The 21,034-nt window shown below is 62.5% G+C and carries 17 protein-coding genes and 2 pseudogenes; 9 read left to right on the forward strand and 10 right to left on the reverse strand.

The window, feature by feature from the left end; all coding sequences use genetic code 11:
- Positions 1 to 688: 688 nt before the first annotated feature.
- The 7 genes and pseudogenes from AYM40_RS30845 to AYM40_RS30875 form a co-directional block, all read right to left on the reverse strand.
- A complete protein-coding gene (locus AYM40_RS30845) occupies positions 689 to 1,399 on the reverse strand; it encodes an OmpA family protein (RefSeq protein WP_063499802.1) in 711 nt (236 codons plus the stop codon).
- Between the two features lie 84 nt (positions 1,400 to 1,483).
- Positions 1,484 to 2,248 carry a flagellar motor protein gene (locus tag AYM40_RS30850; protein ID WP_063499803.1) on the reverse strand — a complete coding sequence of 255 codons (765 nt, stop codon included), beginning with the start codon at positions 2,246 to 2,248 and terminating at the stop codon, positions 1,484 to 1,486.
- A 71-nt stretch (positions 2,249 to 2,319) separates the two neighbouring features.
- Positions 2,320 to 3,564 carry a Crp/Fnr family transcriptional regulator gene (locus tag AYM40_RS30855; RefSeq protein ID WP_063499804.1) on the reverse strand — a complete coding sequence of 415 codons (1,245 nt, stop codon included), beginning with the start codon at positions 3,562 to 3,564 and terminating at the stop codon, positions 2,320 to 2,322.
- Positions 3,565 to 3,811: 247 nt separating this feature from the next.
- Entirely contained in the window at positions 3,812 to 4,744 is a 933-nt protein-coding gene (gene rbsK / locus AYM40_RS30860; RefSeq protein ID WP_148662363.1) for a ribokinase, read from the reverse strand.
- Between the two features lie 46 nt (positions 4,745 to 4,790).
- Entirely contained in the window at positions 4,791 to 5,792 is a 1,002-nt protein-coding gene (locus tag AYM40_RS30865; protein WP_063499806.1) for an ABC transporter permease, read from the reverse strand.
- Between the two features lie 147 nt (positions 5,793 to 5,939).
- Positions 5,940 to 7,526 (reverse strand): annotated as a pseudogene (locus tag AYM40_RS30870) (sugar ABC transporter ATP-binding protein); the annotation flags it as partial.
- 81 nt (positions 7,527 to 7,607) lie between these two features.
- Entirely contained in the window at positions 7,608 to 8,582 is a 975-nt protein-coding gene (locus tag AYM40_RS30875) for a sugar ABC transporter substrate-binding protein (RefSeq protein WP_063499807.1), read from the reverse strand.
- A 202-nt stretch (positions 8,583 to 8,784) separates the two neighbouring features.
- On the opposite strand from AYM40_RS30875, the gene AYM40_RS30880 reads away from it, so the two are divergent.
- Complete coding sequence (locus AYM40_RS30880) at positions 8,785 to 9,075, forward strand: helix-turn-helix domain-containing protein (protein ID WP_236721003.1); 291 nt, start codon at positions 8,785 to 8,787, stop codon at positions 9,073 to 9,075.
- A gap of 75 nt (positions 9,076 to 9,150) precedes the next feature.
- Here AYM40_RS30880 and AYM40_RS30885 read toward each other — a convergent pair whose 3' ends face one another.
- Both AYM40_RS30885 and AYM40_RS30890 read right to left on the reverse strand, forming a co-directional pair.
- Positions 9,151 to 9,522 carry a type II toxin-antitoxin system VapC family toxin gene (locus AYM40_RS30885; RefSeq protein ID WP_063499808.1) on the reverse strand — a complete coding sequence of 124 codons (372 nt, stop codon included), beginning with the start codon at positions 9,520 to 9,522 and terminating at the stop codon, positions 9,151 to 9,153.
- The gene (locus AYM40_RS30890) at positions 9,519 to 9,716 is read right to left on the reverse strand and encodes a type II toxin-antitoxin system VapB family antitoxin (protein ID WP_063499809.1); all 198 of its coding nucleotides are present in this window, start codon (positions 9,714 to 9,716) and stop codon (positions 9,519 to 9,521) included. Before AYM40_RS30890 ends, AYM40_RS30885 begins: the two co-directional genes overlap by 4 nt.
- Before the next feature lie 578 nt (positions 9,717 to 10,294).
- On the opposite strand from AYM40_RS30890, the gene AYM40_RS30895 reads away from it, so the two are divergent.
- The 4 genes from AYM40_RS30895 to AYM40_RS30910 all read left to right on the forward strand — a co-directional run bounded on the left by AYM40_RS30895 (position 10,295) and on the right by AYM40_RS30910 (position 14,463).
- Entirely contained in the window at positions 10,295 to 11,299 is a 1,005-nt protein-coding gene (locus AYM40_RS30895; RefSeq protein WP_063499810.1) for a sugar ABC transporter substrate-binding protein, read from the forward strand.
- 103 nt (positions 11,300 to 11,402) lie between these two features.
- A complete protein-coding gene (locus AYM40_RS30900; protein ID WP_063499811.1) occupies positions 11,403 to 12,389 on the forward strand; it encodes an ABC transporter permease in 987 nt (328 codons plus the stop codon).
- 19 nt (positions 12,390 to 12,408) lie between these two features.
- Positions 12,409 to 13,206 carry an ATP-binding cassette domain-containing protein gene (locus AYM40_RS30905; RefSeq protein ID WP_063499812.1) on the forward strand — a complete coding sequence of 266 codons (798 nt, stop codon included), beginning with the start codon at positions 12,409 to 12,411 and terminating at the stop codon, positions 13,204 to 13,206.
- Between the two features lie 30 nt (positions 13,207 to 13,236).
- Positions 13,237 to 14,463 (forward strand): ROK family transcriptional regulator, encoded by a 1,227-nt coding sequence (locus AYM40_RS30910; protein WP_063499813.1) that lies wholly within the window; start codon positions 13,237 to 13,239, stop codon positions 14,461 to 14,463.
- 105 nt (positions 14,464 to 14,568) lie between these two features.
- Here the strand turns inward: AYM40_RS30910 and AYM40_RS30915 are convergent, their stop codons facing one another.
- Positions 14,569 to 17,649 (reverse strand): transglycosylase domain-containing protein, encoded by a 3,081-nt coding sequence (locus AYM40_RS30915; protein ID WP_063499814.1) that lies wholly within the window; start codon positions 17,647 to 17,649, stop codon positions 14,569 to 14,571.
- 340 nt (positions 17,650 to 17,989) lie between these two features.
- Here AYM40_RS30915 and AYM40_RS30920 point away from each other — a divergent pair.
- From AYM40_RS30920 to AYM40_RS30935, 4 genes and pseudogenes are all read left to right on the forward strand, one after another.
- Positions 17,990 to 18,229: pseudogene (locus tag AYM40_RS30920) on the forward strand (dihydrodipicolinate synthase family protein); the annotation flags it as partial.
- Positions 18,230 to 18,359: 130 nt separating this feature from the next.
- On the forward strand, positions 18,360 to 18,884 hold the full coding sequence (locus tag AYM40_RS30925; protein WP_236721004.1) for a sigma-70 family RNA polymerase sigma factor: 525 nt from the start codon (positions 18,360 to 18,362) through the stop codon (positions 18,882 to 18,884).
- Positions 18,884 to 19,678 (forward strand): anti-sigma factor, encoded by a 795-nt coding sequence (locus tag AYM40_RS30930; RefSeq protein WP_063499817.1) that lies wholly within the window; start codon positions 18,884 to 18,886, stop codon positions 19,676 to 19,678. Before AYM40_RS30925 ends, AYM40_RS30930 begins: the two co-directional genes overlap by 1 nt.
- 15 nt (positions 19,679 to 19,693) lie before the next feature.
- The gene (locus AYM40_RS30935; protein ID WP_063499818.1) at positions 19,694 to 21,025 is read left to right on the forward strand and encodes an NAD(P)/FAD-dependent oxidoreductase; all 1,332 of its coding nucleotides are present in this window, start codon (positions 19,694 to 19,696) and stop codon (positions 21,023 to 21,025) included.
- Positions 21,026 to 21,034 lie beyond the last annotated feature (9 nt).

A 21,034-nucleotide genomic window follows, 5' to 3' on the forward strand; every position in this document is an offset into this window, starting at 1 on the left:
TGTTTCACTTCTGACCTGAAAACGTGCCAGCGAAACCGGCCTGAGCCGCTAAAAAATGGCTTCACGGCTACGTGAGAAAAATGGTCAATTGCCGGCGCAAATGCTCCTGCCACGGGGGACCTACACCTTCTGCGAACCCAACCGATTCATTGATCGCAATTTGACTGGCAATGGTGTGACGAATATTCCAGTCAAATATGCCGAGCTCAATTCGTCGAAATAGCTTTTTTAGGTCGTGGTCCGAACTGTCGCAAACTTGAGACGGCGAGCCGTCGTTTTGTCCGATTTGTCGCGCGGTCGACGCGGCCAGCGCTTGAATCGCAATGTGCGCTGGCCCGCACTACGGGGATTGACGGGGATTTATGAATCGCTTGAACGTGGGACAAGCGGCGCGCCGCACGCATTTTTTTGTGTGACGTAAGCGATGAGCTCGCTTCGCCTCGCACTGGAGCGCAGCGCCTTGCTGGTAGCGCGTCGCACGGCGAAACGGGTTGTTCCAAACGGTATTTTTTTGAGAGCGGCCGATTAAAAAACTTCGCGCGCCGCACATCACCGGATGCTCGAGAAGCACATGGTGCCCGGTTTAGCTCAGAGTTGCGTGAGAAGCCAAATGAGCAGGACGGTTTTGAGGCTTGGAAACGGCAGAAAGACCGCCGCTGATTCGCGGCGTGCCCACCCTGTCAGGGAGTCAATATTCCACAAGAATAGTGACGCGCCGATTCGCAGCTCGCGCTGCCGCATCGTCGCCGATGATCAGCGGAAAGTTGTCCGCCCTGCCGATAGCGGCCATTCTGTGAGGTTCGATTCCCTTATCGGCAAAGAATCGAACCACGGCACCGGCGCGTGCCGACGACAGTTCCCAGTTGGATTCGTACTTCGCGGTCGATATCGGCACACTGTCCGTGTGTCCCTCGACGAGGATATTGTTGTTCGAACGGTCGCGCAGTACCCCGGCGATCTGATCCAACACCCCGAAAGATTCCGGCAACAAATGCGCGTCGCCCGAGTTGAAGAGCACTTTCGCGTTGATGGCGATTTCCACACCCTGTGAGGCATTCGAAATCGTGATCTGGCGGTTGTCCTGAAGCGGCGCCAGCAACGAAAGAAGCTGCCGCCTCGCGGCATCGGGCACGCCAGCCACGGCGACTGGCGCGCGAGCGCTGCCGGCAGGCGTCTGCCCGTTCACCTCGCGGTGCGCGAGCGCCTTTAGTTCGAGCTCGCGGTTTTTCGCCAACTGCAGCACGTAAAGCGCGAGGAACAGCACCATCAGCGTGGTGATGAGGTCCGCATAGGAAATCAGCCAGCGCCCGGACTGCGCCTCGCCGTCCCCGTCGTGGTCGTCGTGCTGATAGCCGGTTCTGTCCGCCGCAAGGCGCTTGTTACCCGAAGAGGTGCTCATGCTCGAAACGTCTGCTTCCGAATTGCGTTTGAATGGGCGCCTGGCGCGCTGCCGCCAACCGATCGAGGCCGGCTTCGAGGCCGCTTAGCCCAGCAACTCAGCCGATCTTTCCCGGATGTCGCCCGCCAGCCGGGTTTCGATCGTGTGGGGCGACTCCTTGCGCGAAATCGCGAGCAAGCCATCGAGGTATAAGCGTCTAAAGCGCAATTCGCTATCCACCTGCGCCCTGATCTTTCCGTACAACGGCAGAAAGACCAGATTCGCCAACGCGAGACCGTACAGGGTCGCGACAAACGCGACGGCAATACCTTGCCCGAGTTGCGCCGGCTCGAGCATATGGCCGGTCACCTGAATCAGGCCAAGCACCGCGCCCAGAATGCCGAACGTCGGCGCATAGCCACCCGCCTGCTGCCAGATCCGCGCGGCCGCCATGTGATTGCGCTCATAGGCATCCAGTTCCCGTTGCAAGGCGTCTTCGAGCACGGCAGTCGAGACCCCGTTGGCCAGCAGCTCGAGGCCTCGTTTGGCAAACGGATTGATGCCGGCAGCCTCGATCGACTCGAACACGAGCATGCCGTTCAGCTTCGCCTGATCGCCCCACTCGAGCAGGACCGACAAGCTTTCCCGGTCGACCTGCCGCGCTTTCACAAAGGCGAGCCGCAGTTGCTTCACGCCGTCATAAAACCTGGCCCACGTGTTCTGGATCATCACCGCACCAAACGTGCCGCCCAAAACGATCACGAACGCCTCCAGCTGAAACAGCGAGGTGAAGTGCCCGCCCTCGAGCGAAAATCCGGCCACGATGGCCGTCACGCCAAACAGGGCGCCAAATAGCGTCAAAAGATCCATACATCCTCTCGAATGGCTGCCCCGGTCATCGGACCGGACCTGAACGCGGCCTGTTGTCCGACCACCAGGCGTCAGACATCCACATTGGAAAGCGGCGCCGCAGAGGCGGCCGACGATTTGATCGCGCGTACGGTCTCGATGAATCGCTCTTCGATCTCGGCAATCTCGAGCGGATCGATCTTGATTTCACGACGCATGACCCACGACACCTCCTTCTTTCGCGCCTCGGTCATCACCGAGAACAAACGATCGGCGACCGGCTCGCCCGTCACCGCGGCGAGCAATTTTGCGAGGTCATAGGTGTCGAAGGCGCTCACGGCTTCGAACAAGGTTCGCTGGTCGACAAACTCCAGGTCGGCCAGAGACTTGATTTCGCTTGTGCCACGAGGATTGCGCCGGGAAAAATACGTGATGCCCTTTTCCTCGACGTAGTTCAGTACCCGGGTCTTGCGAAACGCGAAGATGTCTTCCGCAATTTCCCCATTCGAGAGCTTGTTGAGAATCAGATTCTTCTCGACGCCGATCAGCGCTTCCAGGTCAGCGAGCTCGATCAGTTCCAGTTCGCTATTGATCGAGACATCGAGATCGTGGTCCGCCACCTGCTGCGCCCGTTCCGTAATTCGCACGGGATCGAAGGTCACGAGCTGCCGCCCGGCTGCGCCGTCTTGCGTCGAATAGCGCGCAGACATCGTGCTGACGCGATCCGAGCGGCCCGGTTCGAGCGTCACGAGGTTGAGCTTTTCCATGCGCTTGAGCATCGCCATCACATGCGGACGGGAATGGCCCGCAATCGCATGGCACTTCTTGATGACTTCAGGCAGGGGCAGCGAGAATTCCTCCCCTTGAGCGCGACGCGTGCGTCCGTCCACCCGGTCTGCGTTCTCAGTGCCTGCCATCAGCGACAGAACATGCGCGTATGAGAGAACACCTGGCAGAAAATCGGCATGCGTATTGGTGGCGAGGATATCGTCCTTCTTCTTCACGCGGCGGATCATGGTGCGCACGATATGGCGCAGCAGCGGCGATACGCGTTCGAGTTCCTCTTCCACGACGCTTGCCGCGATCACGGTCAACTGACAGAAGCTAATGGCTTTCGCGGTGTGCGCGCGCGGTTCGGCCGGCAACAAGGACACTTCGCCAAAAAACTCGCCCTTTCCCAGCGTGGCGAGAATGACTTTCTTGTCGTCGCATTGAGTGGAGATTTCGACTTTGCCGTCTGCGATCACGTAGATGACGGCATCGCCTGCGAAGCCTTCCGAATAGATGACCTCGCCCGGAGCCGCTGCGCGCGACCATGGCGATCGTTGGTGATTCAAGATTCATTCCCCCGAAGAGCTATTGCATCGTTCATCCCATCCCTTCGTGAGGCACGAATATGTCCGATGGTCCCGACCTATTGGACTGGATAACGACATGCAGAACGCAAATCTTTAACCTTCTCAATCGTCAGACGTATCGCTCAATGCAGAAATCGCACGGCTCGCCGCGCAGTGCTGCGATTTCAGTTCGAATCTGTTCGATCCGGGCCGGTTCTGAGCCGGACCTCGGCCCTATGACAGATTCTCAGGCTGCGCGGTCGACTTCCGCGCGAGTCGGGATCGACGGCTGAGCACCCGCGCGCGTGACGGAAATCGAAGCCGCGCGTTGTGCGAGGCTGATCGCGCCTTCCAGCGGCTGCCGGGCGGCGAGTTGTGCGGCAAAGACACCGATAAAGGTATCGCCGGCCGCGGTCGTATCGACCGCCCGCACCTGCGGCGCGGCAAAATGCGTGCCTTCGCCGCCTTCCGGCAACAGGTAAGCGCCTTGCGCACCGAGCGTGACAATCACGTTGCGGGCGCCGCCGCGTTGCAGTTCCAGCGCCGCCCTTCTCGCGCCGCTTTGCGATTCGACCGGCAGGCCGGCGAGTATCGCGGCCTCGACCTCGTTCGGCACGAGGTAGTCGACGAGCGGCAGCCATTCCGCGGGCAGCGGGCCGGTTGCCGGCGCCGGGTTCAGCACGGTGATCTTGCCCAGCCGCCGGGCGAGCGCGAGGGTTGCGTGGACCGAATCCCACGGCGTTTCCAGTTGGCAGACCACGACGTCGCTGGCCTTGATCGCCGCTTCGTGGCGCGCGACGTTCTCAGGCGTGAGTTCGCCGTTACTGCCCGCGACCACCACGATCGTGTTCTGCCCGTCGTCCGACACCGTCACCATCGCCACGCCGGTAGGCTGGGCCGGGTCGACGTCAATACCCGCGCAGTCGATACCCTCCGCTTCCAGATCCTGGACCCGCTGGGCGCCGTTCGCATCTTTCCCCACGCGGCCAACCATCGCCACGCGCGCGCCGATGCGAGCGGCCGCTACGGCCTGGTTGCCACCCTTGCCGCCGGCAACCTGCGAGAACTCATGTCCGCCGATCGTCTCGCCGGGCCGCGGCAAATGCGGGGCACGGGCGACCAGGTCGGTATTGATGCTGCCCACCACGAGTACGCGGCCCTGCTTCGCTTCTTTCGACACGTTCACTCTCCTGCTGACCATCTACGCATGGTCCATATTGGTCAATTTATGCGGCGCGGCGCCGGCTTCTATATGTATCCAGCACGACAGCCACGACAATGACCGCCCCCGTGATGATGCGCTTGGTCGGCTCGGTCGCCCCGATCTGGGCGAGGCCTGCGGCCAGCACCGAGATGATCAACACGCCAAAGAACGTGCTGATCACCGAGCCGCGCCCGCCCATCAAACTCGTTCCGCCGATCACGACGGCCGCGATCACCTGCAATTCGATGCCCGAGCCGGCATTCGGGTCCGCTGCCTCGAGCCGCGAAATCTGGAACAGGGACGCGAGGCCGGCTAACAGGCCCATCATCGCGAAAACGGCAATCTTGTAGGGCCGCGGGTTGACGCCCGCGAGACGCACCGCTTCCTCGTTTGTGCCGATGCCGATCAGATAGCGCCCGAACACCGTGCGGGTCAGTACCAACTGCGCCGCGACCATCACGACGACGGCAATCAGGAACGCGGGAGAAATGCCGAACGCAATCGGGTTGGACAGGAAATCGAACGCATCGCCAATGTAGGCCGTGCGGGAGTTGGTCATCTGGTACGCAAGACCACGGGCCGCCTCGAGCACGCCGAGCGACACGATGAACGAAGGAATCCGCCAGGCCACGGTAATCGCGCCGGTCACGCAGCCCGTCAAGGCCGCCCCCGCCATGCCGAGCAAGGCCGCGGGCAACGCCGGCCAGTGCCACTGCAAGGCCGCGACGCTCGTGAGCGCCGCGCCGAGCGCCAGCACGGAGCCGACCGACAGGTCGATCCCGGCGATGATAAGCACGAAGGTCATGCCGACCGACATCACGACCAGATCGGGAATCTGGTTCGCGATCGTGCTGAAGGTGTCGTAGCTCAGGAAGTGCGAACTCAGCAGCGAGAACAGGACGATCATCCCGAGCAACGCGCCGAGCAGGCCGAGGTAGTTCGAGAATCCAAGACGCGTGCCGATCGGCTTCGCGTCTTTGGGCGGTTCGTTCTGCAACGTAGGCAGGCTGGTTGGTGCGGTCATGCTTCAATCCTCCACAGATTTTTCGTCGGGCGCCGGTGCACCGGGCGCCTTTTCACTGGGCGATTTTTCGTCGGGAGCCGCTGCGCCGGGTGCCTTTTCACTGCGCGCCTTTGCGTCGAGCGCCGCTGCGCCGGGCGCTTTCGCGTGGGGCGCCCGTGCGTCGGGTTCGATCGGATCGTGCAGCAGCGCATCACGTTTCGTGTAGCCCGCGAACGCCGCTGCCAGCAGCGCGTCCTGTGTCCAGCTTCCGCGCTCGAACATGCCGGTCATCCGTCCTGCCGACATCACCCCAATCCGGTCGCAAATCGACATCAACTCGCGCAGATCGCTCGACACCACCACCAACGCGCGGCCTTCCCGCGCGAGCGCACCCATCAAGGCATAGATATCGAACTTCGCGCCGACGTCGATGCCGCGCGTCGGTTCGTCGAACAGCAGCACCGTGCAATCGCGCTCGAGCCAGCGCCCGATCACCACCTTCTGCTGGTTCCCGCCCGAGAGTTCGGACACCGGTTGCGACGGCCCCGCGCTACGGATGCTCATCGCATCGATCTGTTTGCGCGCCAGCGCCGCCTCGCGACGGCCGTCCACCACGCCGTTCTTCGACACTGCGCGCAGATGGCCGAGCGAGATATTGGCCGCAATAGGCTGCGTCAGCAGGAGGCCCTCGCCTTTGCGGTCCTCCGTAATCAGCGCGATGCCGTTCTTCACCGCGTCCGTTGGCGACGAAACCTTCACCGGCTCAAGCGGCCCGCCGCCATGCGCGATCGACACCGTACCGGCATCCGCGCGGTCGGCCCCGTAGATGAGCCGCATCAATTCCGTGCGGCCCGCGCCGATCAAACCGCTGATGCCGAAAATTTCGCCGGCCTTCACTTCGAAAGACACCTCGCGCACGGCCGGCTCGCGGGTCATGCCCGTGACCTTGAGCGCCACGTCGCCAATGCGCCGCTCGCCGAGATCGATCCGCTCGCCGATATCGCGCCCCACCATCAGCGTGACCAGACGGTCGGCCGGGAGATTGGCCATCTCGTCGACATGCACGAGCCGCCCGTCGCGCAGCACGGCAGCGCGCCCCGCGATACGCTTCAACTCTTCCAGTCTGTGCGAGATGTACACCAGCGCCACGCCGCGCGCCTTGAGCCGTTCGACCTGCTCGAACAGCAGGTCCACCTCGCGGGCGGTCAGCATTGCCGTGGGTTCGTCGAGGATCAGCACGCGGCAATCGCCGATCAGATTGCGCGCGATCTCGACCATCTGCTGATGCCCGATGCCCAGCGTGCCCACCAGCGTGTCAGGGTGGATCGCGTCGAGCCCGACTTGCGCCATGGCGTGCCGGGCGTCCTCGCGCAGTTTGGCGCGGTCGATCCAGCCGAACATGCCGCGCTGCGGCAAGCGGTTCAGGAACAGATTCTCCGCCACCGAGAGGGTCGGCAGCAGGTTCAACTCCTGCATGACCATGCGCACGCCGAGCGCCTCGGCGTCCTTGCGGCTGGCCGGCGTGTAGGCAGCGCCGCCGAGCGTCATCGAACCGGTAGTCGGCGGAACGAGACCGCCGACGATCTTGGACAAGGTGCTCTTGCCCGCGCCGTTTTCGCCGGTCAGCGCCAGCACCTCGCCCGCGTGCAATTCCAGCGAGATATCGGCGAGCACCGGCCCCGCGTAGGTCTTGCCGATGCCGCGAACACTCAACACGGGCGGGACATCGGCCAAGGACAGGAAGGGAGTGGACATCAGATTGATAAAGCCAGACAAAGATCAGGCGGCGCGGCCCGCGTGCGACATGAACAACAAGGGCCACGCGCTATGCCAGTCTTACTTGGTGACCAGATCGACAGGCGTTTCGACGACGCCCGACAATTCCGACTGTTTCTTGTGCTCAGCAAGTGCCTTCAAAGCCGTGTCGATACCGAACACGGCCTGCCTGGCGGCGTACTGATTCGCTGTGGCGAGAACGCGGCCATCGGCGAGCATCGGCTTGATCGCATTGATGTCGTCGTAGCCCACCACCTGCACCTTGCCGACCTTGCCTGCCGCGCGCACGGCCGATACTGCGCCGATTGCCATGTTGTCATTGCCGCACAGCAGCGCCTTGACGTCCGGGTTCGCATTGAGAATCTGGCTCGCTACAGCGTTGCCCTTATCGATTTCCCACTCACCCGATTGCAGCGAAACGACCTTCATGCCGCCCGCCGCCATGGCCTGCCTGAAGCCGGCCGAGCGTTGCTGCGCGTTGGTGGTGGTCGAGACGCCTTCGATAATGGCGACGTTGTCGCCCGACTTCAGATGCCTGGCCAGGTAGTCGCCCACCTTCAATGCGCCCTTGGCGTTATCCGGCCCGACGAACGGGATGTTGAGGTCTTTCGACTTGAGCACATCCGGATCCAGCTTGTTGTCGATATTGACCACGATAATGCCGGCGTCGACCGCCTTCTTGAGCACCGGCACCAGCGCCTTGGAATCGGCCGGGGCGATCACGAGTGCGTCGACCTTCGACACGATCATCTGCTCGACGATGCGAATCTGGTTAGCCGTATCCGTTTCGTCCTTGATACCGTTCGTGACGAGATCGAATTTCGTGGGGTTCTGCTTCTGATAATCCTTGGCGCCGGTTTCCATGGTCAGGAAAAACTCGTTCGCCAACGACTTCATCACCAGCGCGACTTTCGGCTTGTGAGCGGCCTGGGTGGCTTGGGCGAACGCAGTGGGCATCGGCAGAATCGACACTGCGAGGAAGGCTGCGCTGGCTACGATGGCGCGACGCCGCGCCGGCTGGAAATGACGAATCATCGATGTCTCCGTATCGCTCGTTCGGTCTACGTATTGATAGCCGTTGAGTCGTGTGATGGGTCAGGTCGCCACACTTGCCGCCAGCTGCCGATGAAACCCTCGGGTTTCTCCGCCAGATGCCGGGACGAGTATGGCCAGGTCCAATGCTATCCTCGCCATCCACGTTATGCTATGCCCAATTTCAAAATCGAGCGTTTCAAAAATGGAACACGTAGACTGGGACGACTTGCGGATTCTGGTGGAGATCGCGCGCGGCGGGACTATGCGAGCCGCTGCGGCGGCATGTGATCTGAGCGCGCCGACCTTGTCGCGCCGCCTGACCGAGCTTGAACGGCGGCTGGGCGAGCCGCTCATCGACCGGGTGCCGTCAGGCTGCACCGTGACGGCATTTGGCGCGCGCGTGCTGGCCTGGGCCGAACAGATGGAAGATCTCGCCCACCAGATCGAGCGCGCCGCGGACGTTACCGGCAGTATTGCGGAGAAATTCCGTTAGACCGGGGCTGGGGCTCAGTCGCTCGCGATGGTCCGGCAGCTTGATCGGGCATCGGCAAAACCGCCTTTCCGTTATCTAATGCGCGAGCACCGCGCCGAGATTGAGTTCATCGGCAACCTTCTTCAACCGCTTGTCGCGTGTCCAGAGAGTGGTGCCGGGCTGTAGGCGCACGGATGCCAACAGCGATGTATCGACATATCCGATTCCGCGATTGAACAAACCTTCGCGCTCGATCAGATAAAACGTCTCCTCCGGCGTTGCAACTGGCGCGCGCGGCAGATCGAGCAACGCGCCAAGCACGACGTCACGGTCACGCAGACTACCGAGCGAAATCTCGCCTATCACATAGGGATGAGCCAGCACGCGCTCCTCGGCAAGCAGGCTAATCAGCATGGAATCAGAGGCGTTGATATGGTCAATCCAGACCGACGTGTCGACAAGAATCATTCGACGTCCTGCCGCCGACGCGGCGCGCCCTTGATGCCCGGTTGGCTACCGCCAAGATTCGCGAGTCGTTTCGCGGCTTCACGCTGGATCAAAGCCTTTAGCGCTTCACGCACGAGTGCCGTTTTTTCCTCCACGCCTGTATAGGCTTGAGCCTTGGCGATCAAGTCGTCATCAAGCGAAATAGTCGTGCGCATGGGAATCTCCGCAAATATTAGCACCAATAATAGCATCGTTTGATGCCTGAAATGGTGCATTTCGGCGTTTCGCGATGAGCGCGTTTTGCCGCAACATTCCGGCGTGAACAGATAGTCGATAAGTGCGTCCTGGCCGTCAGGCGCGAAATTGAACGCCCAGTCCTGATCCAGCAGATGATGAATCGAACGGCAGCGCTGACGCGGATGTAAATCTGTCGCGAAAGATCACGTAAGTCTTCAATTCGCTTTCAAACGAACCAGGACTTTCCCGAAGTTCCGGTGCTCGACCTTGCACCCCACCACCTCCGCCAAGCCCCGCCACGTATGACTCACCGCCCTCGTGGCGGCCTCAGCACGTCAACTTCCGGCACGATCGTTTTCTTGACGAGCGTCCCCATGCCTGCTGTACTAAATCAACTAAAGTGATTTAAGCAGCCGGCTTCGGACTGACTCGAAATCGCTACAGGTTCCAAACCAGATTGCAAGCAGGTAGCAAACAGGTGGCAAGCGCGCAGCGTTCGCGTGCGCTACCCGCCCACAGTTCACAGCGTCGTGGCCAATAACCGGAGGAGCGTCCCATGAATCTGAATTCCCACAGGCTTCCTGTCGCCAGGAAAATCGTGTCGATGTGCATCGCGGCATCGGCAGCGTGGTGTGCGAGCGCGAGCCAGGCGGCCGACCAGCCTGTCGTCGGCCTCATCACCAAGACGGACACCAATCCGTTCTTCGTGAAGATGAAACAAGGCGCCGAAGCGGCTGCCTCGAAAGACGGCGCCAAGCTGATCACCGCCGCCGGCAAGTTCGACGGCGACAACGCGAGCCAGGTCACTGCCATCGAAAACATGATGACGGCCGGCGCAAAAGCGATTCTGATCACGCCGAGCGATACCAAAGCGATCGTGCCGAGCATCAGGAAAGCGCGCGCGGCCGGTGTGATGGTGGTTGCACTCGACACGCCGACCGATCCGCAAGATGCCACGGACGCCCTCTTCGCCACCGACAACTTCAAAGCCGGCGTGCTGATCGGCAGGTATGCGAAAGCGGCCATGAACGGCAAGCCCGCGAAGATTGCCACGCTCGACCTCGCACCCGGCGTTTCGGTCGGCGTGCTGCGTCATAACGGCTTCCTGGAAGGCTTCGGCGTGAAGGAAGGCGATCCGTCGATCGTCTGCAGCCAGGACACCCGCGGCGATCAGTCGAAGGGCCAGACGGCGATGGAAAACTGCCTGCAGAAATCGCCGGATATCAACGTGGTCTACACGATCAACGAACCGGCCGCAGCGGGTGCGTATCGTGCGCTCAAAGCGGCGGGCAAGGATAAGAGCGTGATGATCGTTTCGATCGACGGCGGCTGCGAAGGCGTACGCAATGTGACGGCCGGCGCGATTGCCGCGACCTCGCAGCAGTATCCGTTGAAGATGGCCGCGCTCGGCGTGACGGCGGGCGTCGATTACGCGAAGACCGGGAAGAAGGTCTCCGGCTATCAGGACACGGGCGTGACGCTGATCACCGACAAGCCGATGTCCGGCGTCGACAGCAAGAATACGAAGTTCGGCCTCGACAACTGCTGGGGCAACAAGTAACGCGCATTGAACGGCGGCCCGCTCCGTTGGGTTGCCGGATGGCCGGCCCCGCGCATATACCGCGTGGCCAACCCGCCACGCTTATGCATCGAGGACACCTATCATGTCGACCCCTTCCGCGCCCGCCAGCCACTCGCGCCCCTTCGCCGACCGCTTGCCGTCGCTCGCTGAAATCGGACCGCTGATCGCCCTGCTGCTGGCCTGCGGCTTCTTTATTTCGCAGAGCAACCGGTTCCTGTCGTTCCAGAACCTCTCGCTGATCCTGCAGCAGACGATGGTGGTCGCCGTCATCGCCATCGGCCAGACGCTGATCGTGCTGACAGGCGGGATCGATCTGTCGTGCGGGATGGTGATGGCGTTCGGCTCGATCATCATGACCAAATTCGCGGTCACGCTCGGCGTGCCGCCCATTCTCGCGATTCTGTGCGGCATTGCCGCGAGCACGCTGTTCGGCACGCTCAACGGCGTGCTGATCACACGCATCAAACTGCCAGCCTTCATCGTCACGCTCGGTACCCTGAACATCGCGTTCGCACTCACGCAGATCTATTCGAACGCGGAGAGTGTCTCGAATCTGCCGGACGCAATCATGTTCCTCGGCAACACGTTCAAGCTCGGCCCAGCCGATGTCACCTACGGCACGGTGCTCACGCTGCTGATGTACGTGGCGACGTGGTTCGTCTTGCGTGACACCGTGCCGGGCCGTCATCTGTATGCGCTCGGCAATAACCCCGAAGCCGCGCGCCTGATGGGCCTCTCGTCGCAGAAGATTTTGCTCACCGTGTATTCGCTGGCCGGCGCGATCTACGGTATCGCCGCGCTGTTGTCGGTGTCGCGCACCGGCGTCGGCGATCCGCAGGCGGGGCAAACCGAGAACCTCGACAGCATTACGGCGGTGGTGCTGGGCGGCACGAGTCTGTTCGGCGGACGTGGCTCGATTACCGGCACACTGCTCGGCGCGCTGATCGTCGGCGTGTTTCGCAATGGCCTGACGCTGATCGGCGTCTCTTCGGTCTACCAGGTGTTGATCACCGGCATGCTGGTGATTCTCGCGGTCGCCGCGGACAAACTTTCCCATCGTCGCGGTTGAACGCTCAAAGGAACCTGTCATGTCGACACCTACTTCCGTTTCTGCCGTGATGCCCGTTCTGCAGGCACGCGGACTCGTCAAACGCTACGGCAACGTCACCGCGCTCGACGGCTGCGATTTCGAAGTGCTGCCCGGCGAGATTCTCGCCGTGATCGGCGATAACGGCGCGGGCAAGTCCTCGCTGATCAAGGCGCTTTCGGGCGCCACCGTTCCCGACGAAGGCGAAATCCTGCTCGACGGCAAGCCGGTCAAATTCCGCAGCCCTCTGGATGCACGCGCTCAAGGCATCGAAACCGTGTACCAGGAACTCGCGGTGGCGCCCGCCATGAGCATCGCCGAAAACCTGTTTCTCGCCCGTGAGCTTGTCAAACCGGGCTGGCGCGGCTCGATCTTCAAGATGATCGACAAGCGCCGCATGCTCGACGAAGCCACCGCGCATATGAAGGATCTGCAAATCGGCATCCGCTCGATGCGCCAGGCGGTCGAAACGTTATCCGGCGGCCAGCGTCAGGGCGTGGCTGTGGCGCGCAGCGCGGCGTTCGCGCGGCATGTGGTGATTCTCGACGAGCCCACCGCCGCGCTCGGCGTGAAGGAAGGCAACATGGTGCTCGAACTGATCCGCCGCGTGCGCGAGCGCGGCCTGCCGGTCATCCTGATCAGCCACAACATGCCGCACGTGTTCGAAGTCGCGGACCGCATTCATATCCAGCGGCTCGGCCGGCGCGCGGCGCTCGTGAACACCAAAGACATCCACATGTCGGAGGCCGTGGCGATCATGACGGGCGCGAAGACAGCGGACGTCAAGGCGATTGCATGATGGTTGCATCCCGCTGAGGGGCACGCGACGATGGATACTACCGGCACCCGCTCGCCCCTTAAACGCACGGTCGGCTCGAATCAGGTCGGCATGCGGCAGTTCAATGAACGAATCGTCCTGCAGGCGATCCGTTTGCATGGACCGCTGCCGAAAGCCGACGTGGGCCGTCTCACGCGGCTGTCGATGCAGACGGTGTCGATGATCGTCGACCGTCTGATCGACGATGGCCTGCTCGAGAAGCAGGCGCGCGTGCGCGGCCGCATCGGTCAACCCTCGGTGCCGATCGCGTTGCGTGCCGACGGCGCGTACACCATCGGCATCAAGGTGGGACGCCGCAGTCTCGACGTACTGGCGATGGATTTCGCGGGCCGCGTGGTGTGCCGCGATGTAGTCGACTATGCCTATCCCGATCCGCGCACGCTATTTTCCGCGCTCGAAAGCAAACTGGCACGCGTGAATCAGACGCTCGGCGCGAAGGCGCACAAAGTGGTTGGCGTGGGCGTGGCGGCGCCGTTGTGGCTCGGCGGCTGGCGCGACTTTCTCGGCGCGCCGCAAGAAGCGCTGGAAGCGTGGCACGAGATCGACTTGCGCAGTCGCATCGCGACGATGACGGGCTTGCCGGTCGAGTTCGCCAAAGACACCACCGCCGCCTGCGCGGCCGAACTCGTGATGGGCCAGGGCCGCGGGATTCACAATTTTCTCTACCTGTTCGTCGGCACGTTTATCGGCGGCGGCCTGGTGATCGACGGCCGTTTGCATGCCGGACCGCACGACAACGCGGGCGCAGTCGGCTCGATACCGCTGCGGGACGGCAGCGCTCGCAAACCCGCGCGGCAACTGCTGCACGCAGCATCGGGCTTTATTCTGGAACGGCTGTTGAGCGATGCGGGTGCGCCGGCCGCCGCCGCGCATGACCATCGCGCGTTGTCGCCTGAAATGTGGCGGCTGACCGAACAATGGCTCGACACCGCTTGCCCGGCCATCGCCAGCGCGTTGACCAATGCGGCTGCCTTGCTCGACCTTGAAGCGGTGGTGATCGACGGCGAGCTCGACCGGCAACTGGTCCGCGAAATCATCCGCCGAACCGAGCGCGTGCTCGATCGCTTTGAATGGGAGGGAATGGTGCGCCCGCAACTACTGGAAGGCACCATCGGCGCCGATGCGCGGGCAATGGGCGGTGCGATTCTGCCGCTATACGCCCATTTCGCGCCCGTGCACGAACTGTTCCTTAAGCCGGCAACAGATGCCGGTTATTAGCCACTGACAGCGGCCCTTCTCTTGCGAGATCACACGGAGCACGACTTCGTCCATAACGTCTCGCACGGTTATCAAGCAGTCATTGCCCGTTGCTAACCCAAGCGCTTATTGCTCGGTCACCTTCGTTACAGAAGCGGTTTTGGCAGGCGGATTGTCCAGCAACGGCTGCAACACCGGCGCGAGCGACTTCAGCAACTGCACCGAGAGCGCACTCGTGAAGTCGTAATGGGCTGCATACGGCTCGTGCACCCAGGCGGTCAGCGTGCCGTAGAAGCGGTCTCCCATCACAAACACGAAGGTTGCACTGCGGTTCACCTTGCGCGACTCGATCAGACGCGCGCCTTTGGCCCACACGTTGAAGCGCTGATCGCCGGTGCCGGTCTTGCCGTAAATCTCAAGTGTCTGGCCGTTGGGGAACGTCATGCCCTGCGCGAGACGCTTGGCCGTACCGCCCAATACCACGTCACGCAACAACCCCCTGACTACCCCGGCAATCTCCGGCGACAGTTGCTGCTGCGGCGCTACCGCCGCACGCTGGAAATGCGTTTCGTACGGCGTATCTTTCGCGAAGTCGAGTTGGGTGAGGCTTTCTGTCGGCACCTTGTTGCCATCGTTAGCAATCACACCAATCAGTTGCGCAAGCGCAGCCGGGCGGTCGCCGGACGCGCCAATCGCCGCCGCATACGACGGCGTGAGCGTCGCGAACGGATAGCCGAGCGCCTGCCAGGATTTGCCGATCGCATCGAACGCACGCAATTCGACCATCCGCTTGATGCGGCGATCCTGGGTGGCGTGATAGCGGGTCTTGAAAAGCCACGAATACGTCGACAGGCGCACGTCGCGGCTCGCGTTCTGTATCTGGTCGAGCGTCGCGTCAGGATGAGCGCGCAGATAGTTGAGGGTCCACAACTCAAGCGGATGCACGCTCGAAATGTAGCCGCGATCGTTCAGATTGAAGCGGTCGATCGCATATTTGTCATACAGGTTCGCCAGATCCTCATCGTCCAGCATGGAGGCAGCCGGCGTGTTCTTCAACGCGGCACGCATCTTCGCGTTGAACCACGCATTCGATTCGTCCGGTGCCACACTGCGCAACACCGTCGCCACCTTAGGCGGTGATTTGCGCACGCCGAGCAGCAGCAAGGCCAGCTGCTGCTCGGGCGCTTTGCCGTGGTACTTCGTGTAGAAGCGATTCATATACACGCGGCTTTCCTGATCGGCGAAACGCGTGAGATACATCTTGCGCATCGCCGGATCGCCCAGCCATTGCGACGACGGTCCGGTGGTCTGCACCATCTCGTAGTGGACGATATCGCGCATCAGCCGCACGAACACCAGATTCACCGAATGCTGGAATGCGCGGTGCACGGTGAGAATGCGGCTGTTGTCGTCGGAGTCGAAGTTATTGAAGCTCTGCGCGCCGCCGCCCGTATAAAACGTTTCGCCCGGACTCGCCGAGTATTTGCGTTCCACGGCCGCATCGAGCATGGCTGGTAGCGAGCGGTCCGAGGTATGCGTCAGATAGTCGAGCGCCCAGCGCGTGAGCTGATCGTTCGGGTCGGGCTTCACGGCTTTCAGCTCCGCTGTGCTCAGCGGTGCATAACGCGCATGCAGGTCGGAGACGATCTGCAAATACGTCACCACCGTACGCATTTTCGCGGTCGAGCCGAGATTCAGGCGTGCGCCGGAATTGATGTCGAATGGCTGGTTGACGCTATCGGTTTGCACCCGCACGAGGTTCGCGCCGTCGCGCCGCTCGAACAGTGTGAAGCTATAGGCGATCCTCGACGGATCGTCGGAGGCACGCAGCATTTCATAGCCGACGATTCCGGCGGCTTTCGCGCCATCCCGCGTGGCGGCAGCGGCGAGGCGTTCACTCACGGCCTGCTGCACGGCGTTGTTGAGCGTGCCTGTCGCCTGCAAATCGAGCCGGTCGAGTTCATAGAAACTCGGAATACCGAGCGCCGCCAGCAGATGCGAGCGCATCGACGTCACAGCCTTGCGAGACACGAACGAGTCCGCGTTCTGCGTATTGTTCAGTGCGTGGCGCAGGTCCACTTGTGCGGACAACGCGGCATCGCGCAGCGCAATCGTGATGACGCCGCCGTTCGCCAGCAACCGCAAATAGCTATCCGTCAGACGTTCGAGTTCGGTATAGCCGTGACGCAGGAAATACGACGGCGCGCGCTGCGCGATCATCAGCGAAAGAACCTGGCGAAATGCGACGCCCTGCTCGGCAAGATTCTCATCTGTGGACGGCGCTTTGAGAATGCGGTTGACGTCGTTGAAATCGCGACCATACCAGGCGGCCAGACCGTCGCCGATTCCATTGATTTCGCCGATGCCCGGTTGCGCGGCAAGCGGCACCGAGTTGAGATAGTGGACGACGATCTGCTGGCGTGCGGGCAGGGTCTGCGGGCCATTCAGATAAGCGCGCACTGAGGCCGAAGCGATTTGCCGCAATTTCTCCGGCGGCGTGGCTGTGCGCCCACCCGCCGAGTGGCGGAACTTCTCGATCTGCGTAGCGAGCGTGCTGCCGCCGGGCGTCGACTGATGCCGGTTGAACATGCGCGCGCCCTGGTCGACTACCGCGCGGCTAAAGCGCCCCCAGTCGATCGCCGGATTGCGGTTCGGCTGATCCGGATCGAGCAGATAGCGGTCTTCGATAAACAGCAGCGAATTGACGACCAGCGGCGGGATCGAATCGAAGCTGTCATAAACGCGGCCCGGAAACTGTGCACCAAAGAGCGGCGCGCCGGTACCGTCGAAGAGTTGCAGCCCCGCCTGATCTTTTTCGGCGTAGGGAATAAATAGACCGTTATTGGCCAGCGACAGCATCCGCTCGGAATCACGCGACTGTGCGCTGATTTCAAACCCGCGTTGCAGCAATCGCTGCTGGAACGATGGTAGCAAGGCGTAGCCGAGGCGGCTGTCGTAGGGTCCTTTGTCTGCCTGAGGGAATCGAATGGAGTGACTTGGGCCGTTGTCGACGGAAAAACCCACGTCGCGCGTGAGTTCGGAGAGATAGCGCGCCTGCAGTCGAGACGTTTCGATCTCGACCTGGATAAAGCGGGCCGCCAAAGCCAGCGCAAGCAGAAATGCCGCTGCCAGCCCCCATTTGAGCCATCTCCTGACAGGCGCCGTACTTATCGCGCGAAGCGGTAAACGAACCAGTGGCCGATTCATGGCTGCTCTCCCCGAGCGTGCGCCATGCTCTTGATTCTGGCGCACCTTCGATCAAGTGTAGCTCGGAAAACGAACATGCAATCGGTTCGGATTTACCCGAGAGTGTCGCCGCCGCAACACCCCGTCGCAAGACATGGCGGCGTGTCGCCTCGCGTGAGATATTCGTTGTCTTCCGTGGGTCGAAAAACCGCCGTTTCAGGCGTTTTTTTGCTTTTTGCGCTGCTTGCGCCACCGGCGGGTTCCTTCATCCGCCCCAGCTTCTGTCCCGCCGTCTGCCCCCACAGTCACTCGATGAAGCACAACGCACATCACCGTGGCCCAACCCCACAACCCTGCTCCATTGCAAGGCGTGTTCCCCGTCGCACCGACCATCTTCGACGAGGCCAGCCGTCTCGACCTGGACGGCCAGAAACGCTGCATCGATTTCATGATCGATGCGGGTTCCAACGGCCTGTGCATTCTGGCGAACTTCTCCGAGCAGTTCGCGCTGTCCGACGACGAGCGCAACACGCGCATGCTTCTGGTGCTCGAACACGTTGCCGGCCGCGTGCCGGTGATCATCACGACCACGCATTTCAGCTAACGCAGTTCACGGGGGAAAACCACATATAAGGTCAGGAAGAAATTGAGTAACATGGGCCCGCAAGCTCACCACCCCACTTTCCATGACCGCCAATCCTCGAGAACTGACGCCGGAAACCCTTGCCGGGTTGCTCGAACGCATTGCCAAACAAGACGCTGCGGCACTGCGCGAGCTATATGATCTCGCCGCCCCGAAACTGTTTGGCATCGCGCTCCGTATATTGAGCAGGCACGAGTGGGCCGAAGAAGTCTTGCAGGACAGTTTCGTCAATATCTGGCGCTTTGCCGATGACTACCAGCAGGCACTGTCCGCCCCGATGACGTGGATGTCGGCGATCGTCAGGAACCGTGCTCTCGATCACCTGCGGCGGGTCAACACACAAGAAACAGAATGGAGCGATGCGTTGGACGATCTTGTTGCAAGCGGCGATCCGGATCCCGAAGCGCTGAGTGCGGTCAGCTTGCAGGCACGTCTGCTGGCCGGCTGCATGCAGCAACTGGAACCGGCGCAGCGTCAGGCAGTTGCCCTCGCCTACCTGCGTGATCAGAGCCATAGCGAGATCGCCCAAGTTCTGACGGTGCCGCTCGGCACGGTCAAATCCTGGATCCGGCGCGGTCTTGCCAAGCTGAAAGCCTGCCTGGGAGGTGAGTGATGAATCTCCATCGCTATCCTCAGCTGGTCGATATGCTGGCCGCCGAGTATGTGCTCGGCACGCTGCGCGGTGGCGCGCGGCGCCGCTTCCAACATTACGCGGACCACGACACGGTGATTCGTCAGGCCGTCGAAGAATGGCAGCGGCGAATCTCGCCGTTGGCCGAACTCGCGGAGCCGCGCATGCCGCCGGCCGCCGTGTGGGATACCGTCGAGCGGCGTCTCGGCCTGAGCTCGGCACGTGAGGCAGCACGCGAAGTCACACAACCCCGCACCGTGGCCGAACAACCCGCGCGTCCGTCCGGCAGCATCTTCGAGAACCTCGCGTTCTGGCGTGGCTGGGCGATCGGCGTGACAGGGCTCGCCGCGCTCGCCGTCGTGGTCGCCGTACGCTCGCTGCTGCCGTCCGGCGTGACACCTTCCACGGCGCCAACCGTCGCGCAACAGCCGGAAACGGCCGTTTCGCACGTCGCGGTGCTGAACGACAAGGAAGCGCATCCGGTCATGCTGGTGGCGTGGGACAAAGCCCACGCCACCATGACGCTGCATCCGCTCGGCAAGGTCGACTTGCCGGCCGGCCGGGCGATGGAGCTGTGGGGTATTCCGGCCAATGGCCACCCGGTGTCGCTCGGTATGCTGCCGGACAGCGCCAACGGCAAGGTCACGGCCAGTCAGCAGAAACCGGAAAGCTACGCCGCGCTGGCGGTCTCGATCGAGGCGCCGGGCGGCTCGCCCGATCACAATGCGCCTACAGGTCCGGTGGTGTTCAGCGGCAAGCTGCTGCCGGTGTCCTAATCTAACCTCAACGCTATGCAAAGCTTTTATGAAGCCACTGTCGCCCGCTCTACCGGGCGCTCGTCCGCTTACGCGCCGCTAACCGGGCGGCGCAGCGTCAACGTCTGCATCATCGGCGGCGGCCTCGCGGGTTTGTCCACGGCGTTGGGACTCGCCGAGCGCGGCGTCGCCGACATCGCCGTTCTCGAAGCCGAACAGGTGGGCTTCGGCGCCTCCGGCCGCAACGGCGGCTTCGTGTTCGGCGGCTACAGCCTCGATTGCGCGGATCTGCTGAAAACCCTTGGGCCGGCCCGCGCGCGCGAACTCTATACGCTGACCACCGACGCCGTCGATCTGGTGAGGAAGCGTATCCAGCGCTACCGCATCGATTGCGACGTGACCGATGCCGGCGTCATCCTCGCCAACTGGTTCGACGAACCGGCAAGGCTCGACGCGCAGCGGCGTTTGATGCGGGATTCGTTCGGTGTCGAGTGGGAACCTGTGGCGGCCGCTGAACTCGCTTCACAACTGAAGACGAGCCGCTATCACGGCGGCCTGTTCGAGCGCAACGCGTTCCACTTTCATCCGCTGAAATATGTGCTCGGCGTCGCCGACGCCGCGGCCAATGCGGGCGTGCAGATTCACGAGAAGTCGCCCGTCGTGCGCTTGCAGCGCGACGGCGCCCAGCGCAACGGCGCCCGGCGCGAAGGCGCCGGTTTCGTGGTGCATACGCCGCACGGCGCGCTCGAAGCGCGCCACGTGGTGATGGCCGGCGGCGGGTATGCGCGCAACGTTTATGCAAGGGTCGAGCGCGCAGTGCTGCCGATCGCCACTTACGTGATGGCGACCGAACCGCTCGGCGCACGCCTGAAAGACGCAATGGACACCCGCGCCGCCGTCTACGACACCCGCTTCGCCTTCGACTACTACCGCCCGCTGCCCGACACGCGCATCCTGTGGGGCGGCCGCATCTCGGTGCGCGACCGCGCCCCCGACATCATCGCGCGGCTGTTGCGGCGCGATCTGCTGAAGGTCTACCCGCAACTGCACGACGTGCGTATCGAGTACGCCTGGGGCGGCCTGATGAGCTACGCGCGGCACAAGATGCCGCAAATCGGCCGCAGCACGGATGGCGTCTGGTACGCGGTCGGCTTCGGCGGCCACGGCATGGCGCCGACCACCGTCTCCGGCGAATTGCTGGCGGCGGCCATCTCCGGCGAACGGCCGGTGCCCGACGCGTTCGCGGCCTTCGGCTTGGCGCCTGCCTACGGCGCGCTCGGTCTCGCAGCCGCTCAACTCACCTACACCGCCATGCAGACGCGCGACGCACTCGCCGCCCGCCGCAGCTCGACCCGGTCAACGCCGTGACGCTATTCG

Source organism: Paraburkholderia phytofirmans OLGA172, assembly GCF_001634365.1.
Lineage (GTDB): Bacteria > Pseudomonadota > Gammaproteobacteria > Burkholderiales > Burkholderiaceae > Paraburkholderia.

Bases quoted from the DNA above. Each gene is read 5' to 3' on its own strand.
- AYM40_RS30900 (WP_063499811.1), top strand. From the start codon at position 11,403: ATGTCGACCCCTTCCGCGCCCGCCAGCCACTCGCGCCCCTTCGCCGAC.
- AYM40_RS30890 (WP_063499809.1), bottom strand. From the start codon at position 9,716: ATGCGCACGACTATTTCGCTTGATGACGACTTGATCGCCAAGGCTCAA.
- AYM40_RS30935 (WP_063499818.1), top strand. From the start codon at position 19,694: ATGCAAAGCTTTTATGAAGCCACTGTCGCCCGCTCTACCGGGCGCTCG.
- AYM40_RS30915 (WP_063499814.1), bottom strand. From the start codon at position 17,649: ATGAATCGGCCACTGGTTCGTTTACCGCTTCGCGCGATAAGTACGGCG.
- AYM40_RS30880 (WP_236721003.1), top strand. From the start codon at position 8,785: ATGGAACACGTAGACTGGGACGACTTGCGGATTCTGGTGGAGATCGCG.
- AYM40_RS30865 (WP_063499806.1), bottom strand. From the start codon at position 5,792: ATGACCGCACCAACCAGCCTGCCTACGTTGCAGAACGAACCGCCCAAA.
- AYM40_RS30895 (WP_063499810.1), top strand. From the start codon at position 10,295: ATGAATCTGAATTCCCACAGGCTTCCTGTCGCCAGGAAAATCGTGTCG.
- AYM40_RS30930 (WP_063499817.1), top strand. From the start codon at position 18,884: ATGAATCTCCATCGCTATCCTCAGCTGGTCGATATGCTGGCCGCCGAG.
- AYM40_RS30885 (WP_063499808.1), bottom strand. From the start codon at position 9,522: ATGATTCTTGTCGACACGTCGGTCTGGATTGACCATATCAACGCCTCT.
- AYM40_RS30905 (WP_063499812.1), top strand. From the start codon at position 12,409: ATGTCGACACCTACTTCCGTTTCTGCCGTGATGCCCGTTCTGCAGGCA.
- AYM40_RS30875 (WP_063499807.1), bottom strand. From the start codon at position 8,582: ATGATTCGTCATTTCCAGCCGGCGCGGCGTCGCGCCATCGTAGCCAGC.
- AYM40_RS30845 (WP_063499802.1), bottom strand. From the start codon at position 1,399: ATGAGCACCTCTTCGGGTAACAAGCGCCTTGCGGCGGACAGAACCGGC.
- AYM40_RS30850 (WP_063499803.1), bottom strand. From the start codon at position 2,248: ATGGATCTTTTGACGCTATTTGGCGCCCTGTTTGGCGTGACGGCCATC.
- AYM40_RS30910 (WP_063499813.1), top strand. From the start codon at position 13,237: ATGGATACTACCGGCACCCGCTCGCCCCTTAAACGCACGGTCGGCTCG.